The sequence below is a fragment of the Paenibacillus rhizosphaerae genome (assembly GCF_014192015.1).
In the GTDB taxonomy this organism is placed as follows: Bacteria; Bacillota; Bacilli; order Paenibacillales; family Paenibacillaceae; genus Paenibacillus_AQ; species Paenibacillus_AQ rhizosphaerae.
Genome location: NZ_JACHXJ010000004.1, coordinates 702,753 through 722,545, shown reverse-complemented (window position 1 = coordinate 722,545; position 19,793 = coordinate 702,753). Strand labels below are relative to the sequence as shown.

Genomic DNA, 19,793 nt, shown 5'->3' with positions numbered 1-19,793 from the left:
ATTTGAGAAAGGAAGTTATCTGTCATGAATCGAACACGTTCCGGGCAATTATACCAGGAAGCATTGCAGCACATCGTCGGTGGCGTCAACAGCCCCTCCCGCTCGTTTAAGGCGGTTGGCGGCGGGGCGCCCGTCTTTATGAAGCGGGCGAACGGAGCCTACTTCTGGGATGAGGACGATAACCGTTATATCGACTATCTCGCCGCTTATGGGCCGATCATTACCGGTCACGCCCACCCGCATATCACGGAAGCCATTACGCGTGCCGCGCAGAACGGCACCTTGTACGGAACGCCGACGCAGCTTGAAATCCAGCTCGCCCGGATGCTGAAGGAAGCGATCCCGTCGATGGACAAGGTCCGCTTTGTCAACTCCGGCACCGAGGCCGTCATGACGACCATCCGTGTCGCGCGTGCCTATACGAAGCGCAACAAGGTCATCAAGTTCGCCGGTTGCTATCACGGCCATTCGGACCTCGTGCTCGTGGCGGCCGGCTCAGGCCCTTCCACACTGGGGATTCCGGACAGCGCCGGCATCCCGACCAGCATTGCGCACGAGGTCATTACCGTGCCTTATAATGACCTCGACGCCCTGCAGGCGGCACTGGCCAAATGGGGCGAAGACGTGGCGGCCGTCATGGTGGAGCCGATCGTCGGCAACTTCGGCATGGTCATGCCGAAGGAGGGCTTCCTGGAGGGCCTCTGCCGCATGGCCCATGACAACGGCTCCCTCGTTATCTATGACGAGGTGATCACCGCCTTCCGCTTCCACTACGGCAGCACGCAGACCTTTGCGGGCCTGCAGAATCATGATGCGATCCGGCCAGATTTGACCGCCCTCGGCAAGATCATCGGCGGCGGGCTGCCGATCGGAGCCTACGGCGGCTCCAAGGAAGTGATGGAGCAGGTCGCTCCGCTCGGCCCGGCCTACCAGGCCGGCACGATGGCGGGCAACCCGGCATCCATCTCGGCGGGCATCGCCTGCCTTGAAGTGCTTCAAGGCGAAGGCGTCTACGAAGAGATGGACCGTCTGGCCACGAAGCTTGCGGCCGGCCTGCAGGCATCGGCCGGCCGGTACGGTGTGCCGCTGACGATCAACCGCATCCGCGGTTCGCTGTCCACGCACTTCTGCGACCATCCGGTGACCAACTACGACGAAGCGCAGGATACGGACGGCGAAGCCTTCGCCGCCTTTTTCCGCGCCATGCTGAACCGGAATATCAATCTCGCGCCTTCCAAATACGAGGCCTGGTTCCTGACCACGGCCCATACCGAAGCGGACATCGACGCGACGCTGGAAGCGGCGGAGGCCTCCTTCAAGGAGATCAGCAAGTAAAAGAGGATCCGGGGAAGGCTGGAATCCACCCCGATCATCGGCGGGTTGCCAGCAAAATTTTATGGCAGTGATATCGGCGGATCGCGGCGGTGGAATAGCGACAGGTTAACAACGGAATAGGAACGGATAGCAGCGGATTAACGGAAAAATGCCCCTTTCTTTCCGCGGGAAAATAAGCTACAATATTCCAAATCCATTTTCACGATGATGAAGAAGAGTACGCGCGAATCGCGGCCTGACAGAGAGCCGGCGGGTGGTGCAAGCCGGTGGCGGCGCGCGCGGAAGTGGGCTTCGGAGTGCCCCGTCTGAACAGGAACGCTTCCCCAAAGAAGCGGTCAGTAGGATGGGCGGCATGTCCCCACCGTTAACCGGGGCAGGGTATCGAGGAAGGCATACACGTTTCATTTAGCGCCGGAATCCGTACCTGTTGAGCAGGGCTGCATCCCTAGGGGATGACGGCCAATCAAGGTGGCACCGCGGGCTAGAGCCCCGTCCTTGGGTAGATCTCCGTCTGGAAATATTCCAGTATGGGGATCCCAAGGGCGGGGCTTTTTGGTGCTGAAATACGCAGGACTGGGGACTTGCCTTGAAGCTTGACCTGAAGAGGCATGAGCTTGAGTCCCTCTCCTAAGCGTAGTACCGGCGTCTATCGTCGGCCCTTCCGCCCGTATAACCAACAAAACTGCAGTACTGAAGGAGGTGATGGCCATGGATGACGGCTGGTGGTGGCGGCCCGGGAAGGCCGGGTTATTAGACATGAACGCAAAGGCAGTTCCGCAAAAAAACCAACGTAAACTCAGGAGGAATAACCATGACAATTTCAACAAACTCACAACCCAAGGACATTGTCCTTACCGGAGACCGCACGACCGGCAAGCTGCATCTCGGCCATTACGTCGGCAGCCTGAAGAACCGGGTGCAGCTTCAGGAGCAGTACGAAACCTATATCATGCTGGCAGATGTGCAGGCGCTGACCACCCATTTTCATACGCCGGAAATGCTGGCGGGAAGCGTACGCCAGGTGGCGCTGGACTATTTGTCTGTAGGCATTGACCCGGACCGAGCGACGCTGTTCGTGCAGTCGATGATCCCTGAAATTGCCGAGTTGACGGTATTTTACTCCATGTTCGTGTCGGTCAGCTCACTGCGTCATAATCCGACGATCAAGAGCGAGGCCGCCGAGCGCGGATACGAGGATCTGTATTACGGCTTCCTCGGCTATCCGGTCAGCCAGGCGGCAGACATCACTTTCTGCAAAGCCACCCTGGTTCCCGCCGGTGATGACCAGATTCCCCATATCGAACAGACGCGCAAAATCGTCCGGCGCTTTAACGAGCTGTATGCCCCCATCCTGGTGGAGCCGCAAATCATCGTCGGTGAGCGGCTGGACGGACTCGACGGTTCGAGTAAAATGAGCAAAAGCCTCGGCAACGCCATCTCCCTCGATTCCACCACGGATGAGGTCCGCAGCCGGATTCGCAAGGCTCCCACCGATCCGGCACGCGTGCATAAAACCGATCCCGGCCATCCGGAGGTTTGCACGATTTACGGGTATCACCGGATATTTCGCCCGGAGGACAGCGGCAATATTCATGACATGTGCACCCGGGGCACGCTCGGCTGCGCCGCCTGCAAAGCTAAAATCACCGGGGCGATCGAAGAGGTGCTGGAACCGATCCGCGAACGCCGCGCCCGGTATGAACAGCGTTCCGGCGACATCGACGACATTCTGATAACAGGTACCGCAAAGGCTCGCGAGGCCGCGCGCCAAACGATGGGCGAGGTGCGGGAGGCCATGGGGATCAACTATTTTGACCGGAGATAAAATCATGATAAAAAGGGACCACCCGGAATTCCCCGGCTAGCCCCTAGGAAGATATCCGTCCAAGGTGATACGGCTGGCCGTTCCTTGGGCGGTTTCTTATTTTTAAAAGCTCTGAACCAGGAAGTCTCGAAATTCGCGCGCAGCTTGCGATAAATAGCGCTCCTTTTGCCATGCGATTTGGTATGTGCGCCGGCAGACCGGCTCCTCGATCCGCAGCACATGAAACGGAAATCCGATCCGATCCACCAGCGTTTCCGGGAAAAAGGCGATGCCTACCCCCGCCCGGATAAAATGGCCAACTGCCGAATGCTCATCCACCTCGCATACGATATCCGGTTCAAACCCGGCCTGCCTGCAAAACTGATCCGTCATTTCCCGAAATGGATTGCCGCTCTGGATGCAAATAAAAGCCTCCCCTGCCGCCTCGCTTAACCGGACGCTGCTGCGGCCCGCAAACCGGTGCGATGAAGGCACCGCCAGCAAAATTTCCTCCGTCAAAAAAGAAATTCCCTCGATGCCCGGCTGCTCGATCGGTGGGAACGTGATACACAGGTCCAGTTCCCCGCTTAACAGCTTATCCCGCTTCTCCTGCTCTCCTGCCTGGGAAATTTGCAGCCGAATTTCCGGATGCATCCCCAAAAAATCTCCGATCCGGTCGGAGAAGCATTTATGCGTGGTCGTCGCCAGGTTCACCCTGCCCTTCTCCGCTCCCGCCAGATCCTCGAGTTCCCTTCTTCCATCTTCCAGGGCGTTCAGCGCGGTCTCCACCCTGCGCAGATAGGCCCGGCCAAAGGCATTCAGCCTGATCTGCCGCCCCTTCCGGTCAAACAGCGGCACGCCCAGGTCCTCTTCCAGCCGCGAAATCGTCTTGCTGAGGGCAGGTTGAGCAATGCGCAGTTCCTCCGCCGCACGGGTTATATGCTCAAGCTCGGCAACTTTGCGAAAATATTGAAGCTGCAGCAGCTCCATCGAAACCCCTCCTTATATACCAAAGGTTATTAATAAATAGCATTATATATATTTTTTATTATTTATGATCGATTATAGAATAAATACAGGCCGAAGGCGAGAGTAAGGCTGCTCAAGCTCACCGCAGAAGGCATGAAATTAAAGCCCTGGATATCCCTATATTCAATGACCGAAAGGATGAACGATAACATGGCAGAACAACAGGAAATGAAAGCCGCGGTAATCCGCACGTTCGGTCCGCCGGACGTCCTGCATACGGCGGATGTGCCGCTCCCCTTACCCGGCCCCGATGAGGTCAGGGTTCGCGTCAAAGCGGCCGGCGTTCAACCGTTCGACCTGGCCGTCCGGGAAACCGGATGGGTCCCGCCCGGGCTAAGCATCCGGTTTCCGCAAATTCTCGGCAATGACTTCGCCGGAACGATCGAGCAGGCCGGAGACCACGTGACGGACTTCGCGGCCGGCGATGACGTGATCGGCTGGGCTCTGCTGGCCAGCTACGCCGAATACGTCGTCGTTCCCGCCAGCCAAATCGTACGTAAGCCGCCGAGCATCCCTTGGGCAGAAGCCGGGGCGCTCGCGGCTTCAGGGCAAACCGCCCACACCGCCCTGCAGGAGCTTCGCGTCGGTGAAGGCGATACCGTCCTGATCCATGGCGCCGCCGGTGGGGTTGGCACCATGGCCGTCCAGCTTGCCCGCGCCTTGGGCGCCACGGTAATCGGAACCGCCAGCGAGCGGAACCACGACTATCTGCGCGCCCTGGGGGCCATCCCCGTCGCCTACGGCCCCGGCCTGGGCGATCGGGTCCGCGCCCTGGCTCCCGGCGGCGTCGATGCGGCCATTGACGCCGCCGGGAGGGATGCGCTCCGGGTGTCCGTGGACCTCGTCCCGGACAGGGAGCGCATCGGCACGATCGCGGACGGCGAGCTTGCAGAGGAGCTCGGCGTCCGCATGATCCGCAGCCAGCGCACGGCCGCGCGGCTGGCCGAGCTGGCGGGGCTCTGCGCCGCGGGCAAGCTGAAGGTCCGCGTGCGCCGGACCTTCCCGCTGGAGGAGGCGGCCGCGGCGCACCGCGAGCTGGCCAGCGGGCACGGCCAGGGCAAGGTCGTGCTGGTGATCGGGTAAGGAGGCCTCTGCTGAAGTCCGCACCGTTTGCAGAAACCGGTGGATTAGCCGTGGATGCGGTGCACCGTCGCATGGGCGTAGGCCAGAAGCTGGTCCGACAGTGCATCGGGCGGGCGCAGTGTAAAAGCTATGGGCAACTCCGGGTGTGTCCGAATGGAGAAAGCAGAAGCGGTTTTTAAGATTACGAAGTGGCAGCAGATGTAAAAGCTGATGCTGTAGTGGCCCTTGCCTGCCAGGGTGCGGCAGCAGGATCAGCAGGGTTCAGGGTGGGGCTATCTAAGGGCTTTAATTAGAGGAGTTGGGCGCCAGCGGGCTCGCCCTCATAGGCTTCGGATCCGATGCTCTCGCTACGAACCAGAGCCCTTAGCGCAGCAGGCATAGCTACCTCCACTTCCCCGATTCCAGCGGAGCGGCCGGATTCATGCTGGAGAAGCGGCAGCCGCCGCCTAAAAGCTTTCCGAAGGAAAGCTAGCACCGGAAGCATAAGCTGTGAGCGAATTTCTTCCTCATCGTTCATTCCGGAATTTCGCGAGCAACAGCGGTCGGAAGCATGAGCCGGACGCGCAGCGGGCTTGAAAGAAGGCTTCGAAGCCCCCACAAACAATAAGGGCTCCCCCATCACCGGGGAAGCCCTTCTCGCTTATTATGGATTGATAAATGCCGTTCTCAGCTTCGCCACGTACTGGACGTCGAAGCCAAGGCCTTGCGCCAGCGCTGCCAGCGGTACGTACGTCTTCGATTCCTTGCCGACCTTGTTCAGGAACGCGGGTGCGCCGACGGCGACCGGTTGGCCGTTCACCTTCACGGTGCTGGCGCCGATCGTAATCACGACCGTGTTGCCCGCGTAACTGATCGTCGCGCTGGACGTCTTGCCGTCCCACTTGGAAGTGGCGCCGACCGCGTTCACGATGTCCTGGATCGCCACGAAATTCGCGCCGTTCTTGATGACCGGCTTGTAAGGCGTGTTCAGCTCCTTGCCGCCAACGATGATGCCCATCAGCGTACCGGACTCGTGAACGGCCAGCTTGGTGTATCCGCCCCAGATCACTTCGGAGAAGACCTTAGCCATCGCCTCATACCCCATCTGGTTCGGGTGGATGTCCCGATCCGCGATGATGTGCGTCATCGTACCCTCGCCGCCGACGAACTCCTTGGCCACATGGGCCACCTTGACGTTGACGCCCTGCGACTGATAGGAGGCCGCCATCTTGTCAATGACGTCGGTAAATCCCTGGGCCGCCTGCCCCAGCTTCGGATACAGCGCCTTGTCGGCGATTTCCGGCATCGGCTGGTACTGGTCGGCGACTACGATCAGCGCGTCCGGATTCAAGCCGTGCAGGTCGTCCAGCACGACCTTCATGCTGTCCGAGTACAGCTTGAATAGCTCCTGCACCCGATCGGACAGCTGCTGGTCCGTCATCTGGCTCCCGGTCTCAAGCAGCTGGGACATGTCGTTGCCGCCGATCGTGATCGTAATGGCGTCCGCAGCCTTCACAGCCGATTGGGTCTGAGGAGCGGCGGCGCCGATCTGGGCGGTCCGGGGATCCGGCAGGTTCGGCTGAATCGCCTCGGCACCGATCGGTTGTCCGGCAGTAACCGCCTCAACAAAGTTTTGGAGCCCCTGGCTCCTCAGCCCGGCGATTCCCACGTTCAACGTTTCCGTCCGGCCGTGAAGCAGTCCCTGCTCCTGCAGCCGGTCCACAAAACCGTAAGGAACGTCCTTCTCTCCTTTACCGGGCTCATAGCCGACGGTTAACGAATCGCCGAAGGCGACGATCCGGTAGGGCTCTTTCGCCGCCGATGACGGCGAAGAGGCGGGTGCCGCTCCCGCCGCGCTCAGCACCAGGGCCGAGGACAGCAGCGCAACGGACAGTGAGCCTATGTACTTGTGAACAGTTCGAAGCATGTGATCACTCCTTATTCAATGGAACAAGCCTCCGGCAGGACGCCAAAGGCTTGCTTGCTAACTTCAGTTTACCACCATTTACCGGCTTGCGGGATTAGTTTTCCCCCGGAATGGCGGCATGCGATTCCCGATATTCCGTCGGGGTTTGGCCCGTAGCCTTTTTAAAAACCTGGGTAAAATACTTCGGATCTTGATACCCCACCAGCGGCGCGATTTGGTACACTTTAACGCTCGTATGGCTGAGCATGTACTTGGCTTTGTCCATCCGGCACTCCGTTAAATACTCAAGGAACGTATAGCCCGACACCTGCTTGAACAAGGTACAGAAATGGCTGATGCTCAGATCTGCGACTTCTGCAACCTCCTCAATACTGAGATCTTGATGATAATGGTTCGAAATATACTGCTTCACCTTTTCAACCACGGTTGGCCCGTCTTCCCGGTGCTGGGTTTTCAGGTGATCCGTCAGTTGGACCGCAAATGCTTCTTTAAGCAGAGCGATCGCGTCATGCAGGCTCCCCTGATCATGCAGCTCATGTATCAGGCCGTCCAGGCGCCAATCCATCGGCGGATTCCCCTGCTCCAGCTGGCGGCACAGGACGATCGTCAGCTCAATGAGCAGCCGCTCGGCCGCCTCCTTCGGATAGGCCTGTTCTTCCAGATATCCCTTCAGCTCATCCCAGCTTGCGTTCAGGCGCCCCATATCGAGCGTCCGGATGGCATCCAGCAGCAGCGATTCGAGGTGCTTCGGATATTTCAGATCCGGATGCCCGGCAATAACCTCATGTTCCGTATCGGCAAACACGCCCTCCTGCTCGGAATAAAAGCGCTGGTACAGCGCCCGGGCTGCGCCGTCATAGGCTCTGCTCAGCTGGTGGATTCCCCGGGTCGTCTGGCTGAGGCCCACCGAGCACTTCAGCTTGGAGAACGTACGGATCCGGTCGATCAGATCGTGGCCAAGCGTAATTTTCCGCGGCTGCAGCGCATCGGGGAACAGGACTATCCATTCTCCGCTATGAAAGGGGAATACCGCCAGGCAGCCGTACTGCTGCGACCACTCCTCCAAAATGTTGCGGACCGCAAACAGCCACAGCCGCTTTTCAGCCATCGACCACCGTTCGCTAAGCTGGTGATAATAATCCAGCTGTACGACGGCCATAAAGTAGTCTTCATCCAGCTCATGGCTCTCCAGCCACGCGAGCGGTCCGCGCGGACGGTCGTTGCCCTCGATCCATTCCGAGTACATCCGCTCGCGGGCCATCACGGACAGCACTTGGACCGAATGCAGCAGCCTGTCGTCGGCCCGCTGCGCGTCCAGCCGGGCTGCGGCCCGCCTCAGCATCTCCGTTAATTCGTCATGATCGATCGGCTTCAGCAGATAGTCGAAGGCCCCTTGCCGAAGCGCCTCTCGGGCATATTCGAATTCGCCATAACCGCTGATTACGATAAAAATACGTCCGGGGTTCCCCGTAAGCACTTCCTTCATCAGCGTAATGCCATCCATACCGGGCATACGGATATCGCTGATGATGATATCCGGCTCGTGCTTCCGGATCAAGTCCAGCGCCCCTTCCCCGTTCCTCGCCTCGCCGGCCACCGCGATGCCCAGCTCCTCCCAAGGGATGGCGGCCTTCAGACTCCGCAGGATGATCGGTTCGTCATCCACCAATATGGCTGTGTAATGCCGGTCTGAACCTTCCACGGTATGTCCCTCCTTTCATTTCACCGCCGTGCTGCGCCTCAGATTCCAATATTGCTTCGAGGAGTCGTCCAGCTCCTGCAGTGCGTCATCTGCCGAAATGTCTCCGTGAATCATCTCTTCGATGACCGCCAGAAACGATTTGTTCACTTCCGGGGACAGCATATTGTCATAAGGAACGAAGGTTTGCGGGTCCTGCTCCATCAATGCGGTGACCTGCGGAAAGACCGGCCCGGTCCGCTCGGCGTCAAAAGGAATGCGCATGGACGGAATCCGCAGGCCTTCGTACACGATCCGTTCCTGTACTTCCGTCGTGTACAAGCTCTTCATCAGCTCCAGGGCCGCCTTTTTCTGCGGTTCGGTTAAATTGGAAGACAAGCCGATCCCGATCGTATAGCCTCCTGCGAGCGGCATGGAACTGCCGGGCTCGAGGGACGGGAACGGAATCGCCTTGATATCGTTCTGAAAATCGGCCGGCGCCCGCTCGTTATGAAACAGCGTAATGTCCCAGTTACCATTTAAATACATGCCCGCTTTACCGTGGCTGAACAGGTCGATCGCTTCTTCGGTCGAAATATCGTTGGGATGGGGACCGAATGCACCCTTTTCCGCCCAAGCCTCGATCTGGTTAAATGCCTTCAGATAAGCCGCATTTTCAAAAGCGGCACCGCTGTTTCCCTCGACTAAGTTTTCGATCATTTGCGGGTTGCCGTAGCGGTCCATTAAATAATGGGCGAAAATAGCCGCCGGCCAGCGCTCCTCATTGCCGAGGGCGAACGGGATATAGCCGTGCTGCTGCAGCACGTCCACCGCTTCGTTTAACTGGCTTAACGTTTCCGGAATGGCGATCCCGAGCTTGCGGAAAAGCGCAGCGTTCACATACAGCGGCTCGGCGTTGCCTTCAATCGGCAGGCCGTAGACATGGCGGTCGAAGGTCCACAGCTTCAAATCTTTGAACTCATTCTCCAGGTGGTTGCCGTTCACGAACTCCGTCAAATCGAGCAGCCGGTTCGACCTGACATATGGCTCGATCTCGGCGCCGCCGAACAGGACGAACATGTCGGGAGGTGTGCCGGTCACCATCTCGCTCTTAAGCTTCTGCTCCCGGTGGATCGTTTGATCCATCCCGTCGAAATTGACCTTGACGTTGGGATGGGCCTCCTCAAATTCACGCACGACATCCTCAAAAATGTTCAGCATCGGCCGATCATGCTCGCTGATCCAGAAATGCCGGAAGGTCAGCGTGATCTTGTCGGTGGCGTCCTCCTCGATTGGCTCATGGTTGGCATGCGCCACCACAACGACCGTGCCGGTCAGTACGACCGCATAGAGGAGCACCCAGCCCCAGCTTCGCAGTTTTCTTTTTAACATCCGTCTCTCTCCTCCTTCCCCCGACGCTCCGGTCTATGGCATAATTTTCGGCACCCGGATCCGAACGACCGATCCGCCGCCGGGAGAGGAGCATATGAGGATGCCGTAGCGGCTTCCGAACCGGATCCGCAGCCTTTCATGGACATTCTTCAAGCCAACGCCGCTGTCATGGTACTTTTTCGATCCGGCGGACTCCTTGTTCCAAATGCGAAGCAGCGACTCCGGGTCAAAGCCCGGCCCGTTGTCGGACACGTCGATGACGATGTCCCGGCCGGCTTCAAGAGCCTGAATGCGGATATATCCTTTGTCCTCCATCGGCTCAATGGCGTGGTACAAGGCGTTTTCAACAATCGGCTGAACGATCAGCTTCTGGGTCATATACGATCGCAGCGTCTCGGGAATGTCGATTTCATAGTCAAACCGGTCTTCGAACCGGTATTTCTGAATGTTCAGGTAATGGCGCACATGCTCAAATTCCATATACAGCGGAATAAGCTCCTGGTTCTCGCTGATGCTGATCCGCAGCAGCTTGCCGAGGGAAATGACCATTTTGCTGATATCCCGGTTCCCGGCCAGCACCGCCATGGAGTTGATCGACTCCAGCGAGTTGTAAATAAAATGGGGATTGATCTGGGCCACCAGCGCCTGCAGCTCGGCTTCCTTCTTGCGGGTCTGCTCCGTCTCCACCTGCTGGATCAGCTCCTGGATCTGCGAGCTCATCCGGTTAAAGCCGTCGATCAGCAGATCGGTCTCATCATCGCTTTGCGTATGGGATGTAATCGGCACGAAGATGCCCTGCTTGACCCGCTTCATGCCGTTTACGGCGCTGATCAGACTGCGGACCAGCCTGCGGATAAAAAACTGGTCGAACCAGAGTGCCGACAGCAAAGAAAACAGTCCTAAAATAATGGCGATATTCCGAATGGAAACGGATTCAGAACGAATCAGCTTCAGCGGCGTCACCGCAACCAGATACCATTGTTCATTGTGGGACGGCAGAAAGGTAATAAGCGATTTTTCGTGATGAAAGGAATCCACGTAATAGTCCTTCGTCTTGGTGTACGTGCCTGACAGAAAAGGAAAAGGGATGTTCTCCCCGATCCGGTCCCCGGATTTGTTGAATACGACGCTGCCCTCTTTGTTCACCAGCAGAATGTCCCCGTTCTTGAGCGTCGCGGCTTCCCAGAATACTTGATCCAAAATATCCGGCTTCACATAGATGACCAGGTAGCCGATCGTCTCCAGCGAGTAGTAGTCTTTGATGACGCGGGCATGAATCATAACCGGCCGGCCCGCTGCCGCCGAACCGTTCTCCCCCGGCCCGGACCATACCGGGCGCCCTTCGGCGCCCAGCATGGACGCATACCAAGCTTGCCGCTTCAAATCGCCGAATGACATCGGCGCGTTGTATTGATAGATCAATTGGTTGGTGGAGTACAGACTGAACGAAGTAATCATCGGGTGGTTGATCAGCAAATTGTTGATCTCCTGCTTGCGGTCGTACGTCACGCTTACATCCGGATTTTTCAGAAACTGCTGAATGACCGGCTGGGTAATCGCCGCATTGGAGACGGAGTTGATCTCATTCAAGGCGAACTTGAGCTTGCGGTCCGTCTCCAGCAGCGAAATCCAGTAGAAATTGTTCGACTTCTTCTCCATGGCGTTGGAAAAGTTGTAATAGGTGACCACGCCCATGATGATAACCGGTATGAACACCAGAAGAATAATAGCCAGTAATATTTTGCGGCGGAGCTTCATGGCACTTGGGTCCTCCTGCCTCCTGCTTCTATGTCTTTAGATCTATTCATTCTTCATGGCATGAAACAATTCCTTCGTGTCTGGCAGATTTCAGGGGAATCAACTCTTGATGGCTCCGGAAGTCAAGCCTGCAATGACCCAGCGGCTGAAGAGCAGAAATACGATCAGAAGGGGCAGCGTCGCCGTAAACGTCGCGGACATGATCATGCCGTAATCAAGCCCGTCGCGATTGGAGAACAGCTGCTGCAGTGCGATTTGGATCGTAAAATGCTCACTGTTCTTCAGTACGACGAGCGGCCAGAAGAAGTCATTCCAGACGTTCATAAAATTGAGAATGCCCAGCGTCGCCATGGCCGGTGTAATGACCGGGATCGCAATGCTCCAGAAAATCCGGAAATGCCCGCCGCCGTCGATGCGTCCGGACTCGATCAGCTCGGAGTGGACCGCCGTGGAAATATACTGCCGCATCCAGAAGATCCCGAAGGCGTTCACCATCGCGGGCACGATCAGCGCCTTGTACGTATCGATCCAGTGCAGCTTCGCCATGATGATGTACGTCGGCAGCACGCTCAGCTGGGTCGGGACGAACAGGGTCGCGATGACGAAATAAAAGAGCCCATTTTTCAGCGGAAAATCATACTTGGCGAAGGCGTATCCGGCCAAGGTGCAGAAGAACACCACCGACACGGTCACCATGGATGAGACAAAGAGCGAATTGAGCAGCGCGCGAAAGAAGTCCGTCCGCTCCAGCACCCGCTGGAAATTGTTCAGAAACTCGCCGCCGATGGACAGCATCGGGGGAATATGAAATACCGCCCCGCGGTCATTTGTCGCAATAACGAACATCCAGTAAAAAGGAAATATCGAGACCAGCGCTCCGATCACGAGCAAAATGTAAAAGAGTGTTTTGCCGATCAATCCCGTATCTCCCGGCGTCCGGGAAGAAGCCGTTTGAAGTGAACTCATGCCTTACCACCTTCCGTATCTCCGTTCATCCGTCCCGATACCCACATGTTAATCATGGAGAAGATGATCGTAATGATAAACAGCATGACCGCCGTGGCCGCCGCCGTACCGAAAAATCCGTTGCGGAAGGCTTCGCTGTACAAATAAGTCACCATCGTAATCCCTTCCTGACGGGTCGATCCCGTCCCGGACTGCCCCAAATAGACGTACGGTTCGGTAAACAGCTGGAGCGCGCCGATGGTCGAGATCAGCGTCACGAAGACGATAAACGGCTTGAGCAGCGGCAGCGTAATGTAGGCCAGCTGCTGGCGGCGGTTAGCCCCGTCGATCCGCGCGGCTTCGTACAGGTCCATCGGAATGCTCTGCAGGCCGGACAAGAAGATGATCGCGTTGTAGCCCGTCCAGCGCCACATCACCATGGTGGAGATGGCGATTTTGACACCCCACCAGCCGGAGTTGAAGGCCACGCTCTCCAGCCCCAGGCCGTTCAGCATCCAGTTGATCATGCCGTTGTTGCCGAACAGGGTGCTGAATACAAGCGTCACGGCCACGATCGACGTAATGTTGGGCATGAAAAAGAGGACCCGGAACGTCTTCTTGAACCGGGTCATCGCCGAGTTGAGCATGACCGCCACAAGAAGCGCAATGATCAGCTGCGGGACGGTGCCCATCACGCCCATAATGAGCGTATTGCTGAACGAGATCCAGAAGGTCGGATCGCTTGTGATCAGATCGTAGTTTTTCATCCCGACGTATTTCATCGGGCCGAGCGCATCCCACTTATAGAAGGACAGATAAATCGTAAAGAAAATAGGGTACAACCCGAAAATGGCGAACAAAATAAAAAAAGGCGAAATAAACGTATAGGCTGTAATCCGGCTCCGCCTTTGCTCCGTCAGAAAAGGCTTCTTGCTGCTCCGGGCCTGCGAAGCGATTACGGTTTCTGCCATGCTGCACCTCCGCGGTTCTCATAGGATCATCCAAACCCGCCAAGGATGGCCCTGCGGCCGTCCTGACGAGTTTGGATGCAGACTACATACTTCAACAATCGGATTTCAGAAAATGATTAGCTGCGTTCCGCCAGCGTTTTGGCTTTCTCGACGGCGGCGTCCCATTCTTTGGCCGGGTCGGCCTTTTTCTCGAGGACGTTTTTCAGCGCATCCTTGAAGAACGTATCCGTCTGGTCATGCAGCGGACCGTAGTAGACCGGTTTGACGCGCTGCGCGGCTTTGCCGTATTCCACGGCCGTCGCCTGACCGCCAAAGAAATCGTCCTTGAAGTCGGTGAAGGCTTCATCTGTGTACAAGGCAGGAATCGAAGGCATCAAGCCTTTGGATTTGAACGATTCCAGCTGATTTTCCTTGCTGTCGAGCCAGGCGATGAATTCGTAAGCTTCCTTCGAATGCTTGCCCTGCTTCGGCAGCGTCAGGAAGGAACCGCCCCAGTTGCCCGCGCCTTCAGGAAGCTGTGTAATTCTCCATTTGCCGGAAGAATCCGGACCGTTGGTCTTGATGTTGCCGGCCATCCATGCCGGTCCGAGCATAACGCCGAATCCGCCGTCATTGGTCGCCTGACCCCATTCCGGAGACCACAGCAGCGTATTGCCGATCCAGCCCTCCTGAATGCCTTTGACCGTAAAGTCATAGGCTTTTTTCACCATCGGGTTTTTGTCGCCGATGAAAGAGCCGTCCGCCTTGCTGAAATAGATCTCACCGTCGGATTGGTCACGAACGCCGTTGTAGACCAGATCCGTCAAGTCCGCAAACGGCTTGCCGGTTTTCTCTTTGAACTGCTTTGCCACCGCAGCGAACTTATCCCACGTATCGATCGCCTTGCCGAATTCTTCCGGATCGGTCGGCAGTCCCGCCTTCTCCATCAAATCGGTGCGGTAATATACGACGGTCGGGCCGATGTCGGTCGGAAGCCCGATCTGGAAGCTGCCGTCCTTGGACGAGCCCTGCTTCCATTTCCAGTCCAGGTAGTTGCCGGCGATATCTTTAGCCCCTAAATCATTCAGGTTGTAAAATTTGTCCTCCGCCGTAATGAACCGCTCCATGAAGCCGATCTCCAGCATGAAGATGTCCGGGGCTCCGGATCCGGCGGACAAAGCTGTCGTCAGATTGTTATGGTGTGCTGTCTGATCGGACGTGTTCTGGAATTTGATCGTAATGTTGGGATGCTCTTTGGTATATTCTTTGCCGAGCTCCTCATAGTTGGTCGTACCGAGCGACCAGAAGGACAGCTCGATTTTCTCATCCGAGCTCGTCTTGGAGGAATCGTCCGTCGTGGCCGCCGGCTCCGCCGTTCCTTCCGAGGTACCGCTGCCGCTTTTACTTCCCCCGCCGCAGGCGGACAAGGAAACCATCAGGATGAGCGCGAGCAGCATGACCGGCCATTTCTTGCCTTTTCTCATTTGTTTAATGCCCCTCTCGAAAATAGGTTGATTTACAAGGATCAGTGTACCGGATCGCTTTCCAAATTTTGAGGAGGCAATATTGCGATTTAGGGTTGAAATTATTACGGTGGGGTTGCTGTGAACAAGTGATGGGAAAGTTTCTTGGGGAGGAATCTCAGCTGCCGGGTGAATTTCGGAGTCCTTAATAAACGGCAAAAGACCTGTGCGGCCTCTCTGCCGGAACCGGCAGCTGCCACACAGGTCTACTTTTGGAGGATCAAGCGATCATGTTCTCTACGACTTCTTGTCCTCCAGGGACTGGCTTTCGGACGCGTCCCCTTCGGCTCTCTTCATATATTTATCATACCGGTCATCAAGCTCCTTCGCCATGCCCCGGTATATCTTCGTCTCTTCCACGATCGGGTCCATCTTCGTCTGGATCCGGATTTCATATCTCGGAGAAATGAGCTCGCGCTCCTTCTCTTCACGGTTTTGCTGCTGCTGCAGCTCGCCTTCGGTCAGCATGTCACTGAGCTGCCGCTCCAAATTGTCCTTCTCATTCATGGGTTGACACTCCTTTGCGCTGTACCGGTGGCCTGCCACCGCGTGAATAAGATCAATTACGTCCTTTGTTTGGTTACCCCGATTCAAGCCTAGTGAAACAGCCTGGCGATCAGGCCCAGCTCCTGAATCTCCGAACTATTCACCGGTCCCCTTCGCTTCCTTCAATGCGCCGACCAGCTCCTGCTGGATCAGACCGTTCGTAGCAACTACATGGCGAACGCCCAGATGATAAGGATTGCCGAGCGTATCCGTGATGCTGCCGCCGGACTCGGTGATCATCAGCGATCCTGCCGCCAGGTCCCAGGCGTTCAAGCCGACTTCCCAATAACCGGTAAGCCGCCCGCTGGCAACATAAGCCAGATGCAGAGCTGCAGAGCCCCCGGAGCGGATGTTGCGCACCCGCGGCGCAAGGTAATTGAGCCCGGCCATATTTTGCGGGAGCGTCGTATCTCTGCCCACCGGAAAGCCCGTTGCAAGAAGGCTCTCATTCAGCGTTCCCTGCTGAGAGACGGACATGCGTTTCCCATGCACATAGGCGCCCTTGCCCTTCTCAGCCACAAACATTTCATCGCGTGAAGGATCATAAATGACGCCGACGATCACTTCACCTTTATGCGCCAAGGCGATGGATACGGAAAAGAACGGATACCCGTGAACATAGTTCGTCGTTCCGTCCACCGGATCTACAATCCACAAGTATTCTTCGTCCAGCGCCTGCTCAAGTGCTTTCTTGGAAGCCTCCGGTCCGGGCTCGACCCCTTCCTCGCCAAGAAGCGCGTGATCCGGAAAATGAGTGAAAATCAGCTTGCGGATCATTTGCTCGGCGCCCTTGTCCACTTCGGTGACCAAATCCGGCGCTCCGGACTTGGTATCCAGCTGTTTTACCGTGCCCAGTTTACTCTTAATCCATTCGCCTGCTTTCGAGGCGGCGTTAATCGCTACAGCCGTAAAGCTCTTGCTGGTTACGACATATGGTACCTTACCCTCTTGGTTCAAAGCATTCACTCTACTTTCTGATTAGATCTGTACTTTGGGACGGCCCCGTCCGCGGGCGGAGCCAAGACGACTCATGAACACAGCTCCCGTCCCCGTGTGGATCAGCTTATACGTCACACCGCTGATTCTATCTCCTAAAACTATACGTATAGACTCCGGCAAAGTTTCGCCCGATTCGGACCGGGAAACCGATTTCCACATTGGCCCCGAAGGTGATGTCTCGTAAAGAAATATATTCCTGTCTAGGGTGTAATCTCAATACTCGCACCATCCAGAATACGCACTCCGTCACCCTGATATGCCTGCAAATCCTCCATGAGCTTAAACAGTGCCCCGTCTTTGGCTTTGGCTTCAATCATGACATCCACCGCAGGTGTATCCCCGGCAATCTTCCGTAAAAAGGTCAAGAGCGGCTCCATCTCGACGTGATCGGCATGGCCGCGCGGGTCCGACTCGCTCTTGGGGCTGGACACGTGAATTTTCGGCGGAAGCGGCTTGTCCTCCCTCGCATCGGCCTGCGCCAGCGGCGTCGACCAGGTATGCAGAATGTCCGGCCACAGCTCCCAGGGCTTCTCCCCATCATTATTCACCCATTGGTGGTGAATATCCAGCACCATCGGCAGTCCGACATGCTGGCAGACCTCAAGCGTCTCGGCGGCCGTGAACGTCTTGTCGTCGTTTTCCAGCGTCAGCCGCTGCTTGATATCTTCGTCCAGCGCGGCAAAATGCTCCTCAAACCGCTGCGCCGCAGCGGTTTTGTCACCATAAGCTCCGCCGATATGTATGTTGTTTTTCGCTGTCGCGTCCAGCCCCATCGCCTGAAGCATCGTGAGATGGTGGCGGAGGTCGCGGATGGAGCTCTCCAGCACCTCGGCCCGCGGCGTGCTGAGCACCGTGAAATGATCCGGATGAAAAGAGACACGCATGTCATGCGCCTTGACGTAATCGCCTACTTCGGCAAACGGCTCGCGGAGCGCCTCAAACGGGCTCCAGTCGCTTAGATCCGAATGGGTCGCCAGTGGAATCAGTTTGGAAGAAAACCGGTACACATGAATGCCGCTGCCGTTGTTATGCTTCAGCAGCCGCAGCGTGTTATGCAAATTTTCGGCCGCGATCCGCTCCAGCTTGCGAATGGCCGCCTCCCGGTCGTTCAGTTTGGTGAAACTGGCCATCGTCATCGTTTTGGAGGGAGACGCATCTTTAATCACGGTGGACATCGCCACGTATCCGAAACGGACCCTCATCATCGGCTTCTACTCCTCTTGGTTATATAATCATCCTTAAGGAGTATGTTCCCCAAAAAACATTTCGTAAGCCAAATTGGTCTGAATCCGCGACTCCTCGTCGGTCAGCTTGCGGATGAGCTCCATTTCGACCTCCGTAACCTCCTGCCCCTGAAAATTGATCTCGGCGATGCAGCCGACGATCTTGACGATCGCCACCGCCACGTTGTTCGGGGTATAGGCAATCACTTTCTGGCCTGTCGGGAAGACGCGGAAGCCCTGCTTGACCATTTTGCCGCGTCCGTATTCGAGCAGCTCGTACAGCTCCTGGTCGCTTTTGAACTTGCACACGGAATTAAATTCGGTCTGGAATCCCATCATTTCATCTCCTTCTCCTGATTAAAATGGAAAAGGTATCCGGCCTATACTGCAGAGCCGGCCGGATACCTTATATGTGTTGCTGTACGTCTAAACCGCTGACATGGCGGTTATCTCACCTCACTAAACATCTGCAACGCCAAGCGCCAAGCTAAATGTCGTTAGCAAAAACCAGCGACTGCTTGCTGCTGTAGCGCTCCAGCGCCAGCTCGATCATCCGGTCCAGCAGCGCCTGATAGCCGAGGCCCGTTTCACGCCAGAGCAGCGGATACATGCTGTATGGAGTGAAGCCCGGCATCGTGTTGACCTCATTGATGAAGATGGCGCCGTCCGATTTGCGGATGAAGAAATCCGCCCGGGTAATACCGCTGCCTTCGATCGCCTGAAAAGCAATCAGGGCGAGCTCGCGCAGCCGGTCCGCCGTCTCGGCGTCCAGCGCGGCTGGAATGACCATTTCGGACTGCCCATCCGTATACTTCGCCGCATAGTCGTAATAATCGCTGGATGAAATAATTTCTCCCGGCACGGATGCCATCGGCTCGTCATTGCCGAGCACGGCCACTTCCACTTCGCGTGCGTCCACAAACTCTTCGACGATGACCTTGAGGTCATAGCGGAAAGCGAGCTCAATCGCCTGCTCCAGCTCCTCGCGGTTTCTCGCCTTGGAGATGCCTACGCTCGATCCCAAATTCGCCGGTTTTACAAAGCATGGGTATCCAAGGTCGTCTTCGACGCCCATGATCAGATTGAAGCTGCTGCGCTCCCACTGCGATTTCGTGAAAAAGCGGTAGCCGCATTGAGGCAGGCCCGCCTGCGCAAACAGCTTTTTCATGACGGCCTTATCCATTCCGGCTGCTGAAGCCAGGACTCCGGCGCCTACGTAAGGAATGTTCGCCATCTCGAACAGACCCTGGATCGTTCCGTCTTCCCCATAGGTTCCATGAAGAAGCGGAAACATCAGGTCGATGCCGGCCTCTCCGCCGTACAGCCTGCTGAAAATCGCTCCCAGCGCCGCTTCCGTGCCTTCCCGGCTCTGTTCCAGCTTGAGCTGGTCCAGCTTGCCGAGGGGAGCCTGCAGCGTCGTTCCTTTTCTCCACTCGCCCTGCTTCGTAATATAGAAAGGAATAAGTTCGTATTTATCGTAATCAAAGGCGTTCATCACCGCAAAGGCCGTCTGCAGCGATACCTCGTGTTCTCCAGATTTACCGCCGTACACAAGGCCTACGGTTGTTTTGTTGTTCCCCATGCCAAACCTCTCTTTTTCCTAATGATTGCAGGTGTCCTCC

Annotated in this window: 17 protein-coding genes and 1 other annotated feature; of the genes, 4 read left to right on the top strand and 13 right to left on the bottom strand. The window is 56.7% G+C overall.

All coding sequences use genetic code 11. The features are described from left to right. Positions 1–24: 24 nt before the first annotated feature. Positions 25–1,335, top strand: a complete 1,311-nt coding sequence (locus FHS19_RS25375) for a glutamate-1-semialdehyde 2,1-aminomutase (protein ID WP_183584535.1) — start codon at positions 25–27, stop codon at positions 1,333–1,335. A gap of 195 nt (positions 1,336–1,530) precedes the next feature. Beyond that, positions 1,531–1,835, top strand: a binding site (T-box leader). Between the two features lie 311 nt (positions 1,836–2,146). Next, positions 2,147–3,160 (top strand): tryptophan--tRNA ligase, encoded by a 1,014-nt coding sequence (gene trpS / locus FHS19_RS25370; protein WP_183584534.1) that lies wholly within the window; start codon positions 2,147–2,149, stop codon positions 3,158–3,160. A gap of 102 nt (positions 3,161–3,262) precedes the next feature. Here trpS and FHS19_RS25365 read toward each other — a convergent pair whose 3' ends face one another. Further along, positions 3,263–4,129 (bottom strand): LysR family transcriptional regulator, encoded by an 867-nt coding sequence (locus FHS19_RS25365; RefSeq protein WP_183584533.1) that lies wholly within the window; start codon positions 4,127–4,129, stop codon positions 3,263–3,265. Between the two features lie 207 nt (positions 4,130–4,336). Here FHS19_RS25365 and FHS19_RS25360 point away from each other — a divergent pair, with 207 nt between their 5' ends. Together FHS19_RS25360 and FHS19_RS35795 are read left to right on the top strand one after the other, a co-directional pair. Beyond that, positions 4,337–5,251, top strand: a complete 915-nt coding sequence (locus FHS19_RS25360; protein ID WP_183584611.1) for an NADP-dependent oxidoreductase — start codon at positions 4,337–4,339, stop codon at positions 5,249–5,251. A gap of 8 nt (positions 5,252–5,259) precedes the next feature. Next, positions 5,260–5,430: a GNAT family N-acetyltransferase gene (locus FHS19_RS35795; protein ID WP_376771968.1), complete on the top strand. Its 171-nt coding sequence runs from the start codon at positions 5,260–5,262 to the stop codon at positions 5,428–5,430. Positions 5,431–5,894: 464 nt separating this feature from the next. On the opposite strand, the gene FHS19_RS25355 is transcribed toward FHS19_RS35795, so the two are convergent. The 12 genes from FHS19_RS25355 to FHS19_RS25300 all read right to left on the bottom strand — a co-directional run bounded on the left by FHS19_RS25355 (position 5,895) and on the right by FHS19_RS25300 (position 19,753). Then, a complete protein-coding gene (locus FHS19_RS25355; protein WP_183584532.1) occupies positions 5,895–7,157 on the bottom strand; it encodes an SGNH/GDSL hydrolase family protein in 1,263 nt (420 codons plus the stop codon). 94 nt (positions 7,158–7,251) lie between these two features. Continuing rightward, positions 7,252–8,859: a response regulator transcription factor gene (locus FHS19_RS25350; protein WP_183584531.1), complete on the bottom strand. Its 1,608-nt coding sequence runs from the start codon at positions 8,857–8,859 to the stop codon at positions 7,252–7,254. A gap of 15 nt (positions 8,860–8,874) precedes the next feature. Further along, positions 8,875–10,227, bottom strand: coding sequence for an ABC transporter substrate-binding protein (locus tag FHS19_RS25345; protein WP_183584530.1), 1,353 nt, complete (start codon positions 10,225–10,227; stop codon positions 8,875–8,877). 33 nt (positions 10,228–10,260) lie between these two features. Beyond that, a complete protein-coding gene (locus tag FHS19_RS25340) occupies positions 10,261–11,985 on the bottom strand; it encodes a sensor histidine kinase (RefSeq protein WP_183584529.1) in 1,725 nt (574 codons plus the stop codon). A 99-nt stretch (positions 11,986–12,084) separates the two neighbouring features. Next, on the bottom strand, positions 12,085–12,951 hold the full coding sequence (locus tag FHS19_RS25335) for a carbohydrate ABC transporter permease (RefSeq protein WP_183584528.1): 867 nt from the start codon (positions 12,949–12,951) through the stop codon (positions 12,085–12,087). Further along, entirely contained in the window at positions 12,948–13,901 is a 954-nt protein-coding gene (locus FHS19_RS25330; RefSeq protein ID WP_183584527.1) for a carbohydrate ABC transporter permease, read from the bottom strand. The genes FHS19_RS25335 and FHS19_RS25330 overlap by 4 nt, the downstream gene beginning before the upstream one ends. Before the next feature lie 116 nt (positions 13,902–14,017). Then, entirely contained in the window at positions 14,018–15,364 is a 1,347-nt protein-coding gene (locus FHS19_RS25325) for an ABC transporter substrate-binding protein (RefSeq protein WP_183584526.1), read from the bottom strand. 276 nt (positions 15,365–15,640) lie between these two features. Further along, entirely contained in the window at positions 15,641–15,910 is a 270-nt protein-coding gene (locus tag FHS19_RS25320; RefSeq protein ID WP_183584525.1) for a hypothetical protein, read from the bottom strand. A 135-nt stretch (positions 15,911–16,045) separates the two neighbouring features. Next, positions 16,046–16,906 carry an inositol monophosphatase family protein gene (locus FHS19_RS25315; protein ID WP_089549009.1) on the bottom strand — a complete coding sequence of 287 codons (861 nt, stop codon included), beginning with the start codon at positions 16,904–16,906 and terminating at the stop codon, positions 16,046–16,048. A 242-nt stretch (positions 16,907–17,148) separates the two neighbouring features. Next, complete coding sequence (gene uvsE / locus FHS19_RS25310) at positions 17,149–18,150, bottom strand: UV DNA damage repair endonuclease UvsE (RefSeq protein WP_183584610.1); 1,002 nt, start codon at positions 18,148–18,150, stop codon at positions 17,149–17,151. Positions 18,151–18,186: 36 nt separating this feature from the next. After that, complete coding sequence (locus tag FHS19_RS25305) at positions 18,187–18,507, bottom strand: hypothetical protein (protein ID WP_183584609.1); 321 nt, start codon at positions 18,505–18,507, stop codon at positions 18,187–18,189. A gap of 151 nt (positions 18,508–18,658) precedes the next feature. Then, positions 18,659–19,753, bottom strand: coding sequence for a D-alanine--D-alanine ligase (locus FHS19_RS25300; protein WP_183584524.1), 1,095 nt, complete (start codon positions 19,751–19,753; stop codon positions 18,659–18,661). Positions 19,754–19,793 lie beyond the last annotated feature (40 nt).

Coding starts and splice junctions, on each gene's coding strand:
- FHS19_RS25305 (WP_183584609.1), bottom strand. CDS start 18,507: ATGGGATTCCAGACCGAATTTAATTCCGTGTGCAAGTTCAAAAGCGAC.
- FHS19_RS25365 (WP_183584533.1), bottom strand. CDS start 4,129: ATGGAGCTGCTGCAGCTTCAATATTTTCGCAAAGTTGCCGAGCTTGAG.
- FHS19_RS25345 (WP_183584530.1), bottom strand. CDS start 10,227: ATGTTAAAAAGAAAACTGCGAAGCTGGGGCTGGGTGCTCCTCTATGCG.
- FHS19_RS25335 (WP_183584528.1), bottom strand. CDS start 12,951: ATGAGTTCACTTCAAACGGCTTCTTCCCGGACGCCGGGAGATACGGGA.
- FHS19_RS25320 (WP_183584525.1), bottom strand. CDS start 15,910: ATGAATGAGAAGGACAATTTGGAGCGGCAGCTCAGTGACATGCTGACC.
- trpS (WP_183584534.1), top strand. CDS start 2,147: ATGACAATTTCAACAAACTCACAACCCAAGGACATTGTCCTTACCGGA.
- FHS19_RS25375 (WP_183584535.1), top strand. CDS start 25: ATGAATCGAACACGTTCCGGGCAATTATACCAGGAAGCATTGCAGCAC.
- uvsE (WP_183584610.1), bottom strand. CDS start 18,150: ATGAGGGTCCGTTTCGGATACGTGGCGATGTCCACCGTGATTAAAGAT.
- FHS19_RS25355 (WP_183584532.1), bottom strand. CDS start 7,157: ATGCTTCGAACTGTTCACAAGTACATAGGCTCACTGTCCGTTGCGCTG.
- FHS19_RS25340 (WP_183584529.1), bottom strand. CDS start 11,985: ATGAAGCTCCGCCGCAAAATATTACTGGCTATTATTCTTCTGGTGTTC.
- FHS19_RS25325 (WP_183584526.1), bottom strand. CDS start 15,364: ATGAGAAAAGGCAAGAAATGGCCGGTCATGCTGCTCGCGCTCATCCTG.
- FHS19_RS25300 (WP_183584524.1), bottom strand. CDS start 19,753: ATGGGGAACAACAAAACAACCGTAGGCCTTGTGTACGGCGGTAAATCT.
- FHS19_RS25330 (WP_183584527.1), bottom strand. CDS start 13,901: ATGGCAGAAACCGTAATCGCTTCGCAGGCCCGGAGCAGCAAGAAGCCT.
- FHS19_RS25360 (WP_183584611.1), top strand. CDS start 4,337: ATGAAAGCCGCGGTAATCCGCACGTTCGGTCCGCCGGACGTCCTGCAT.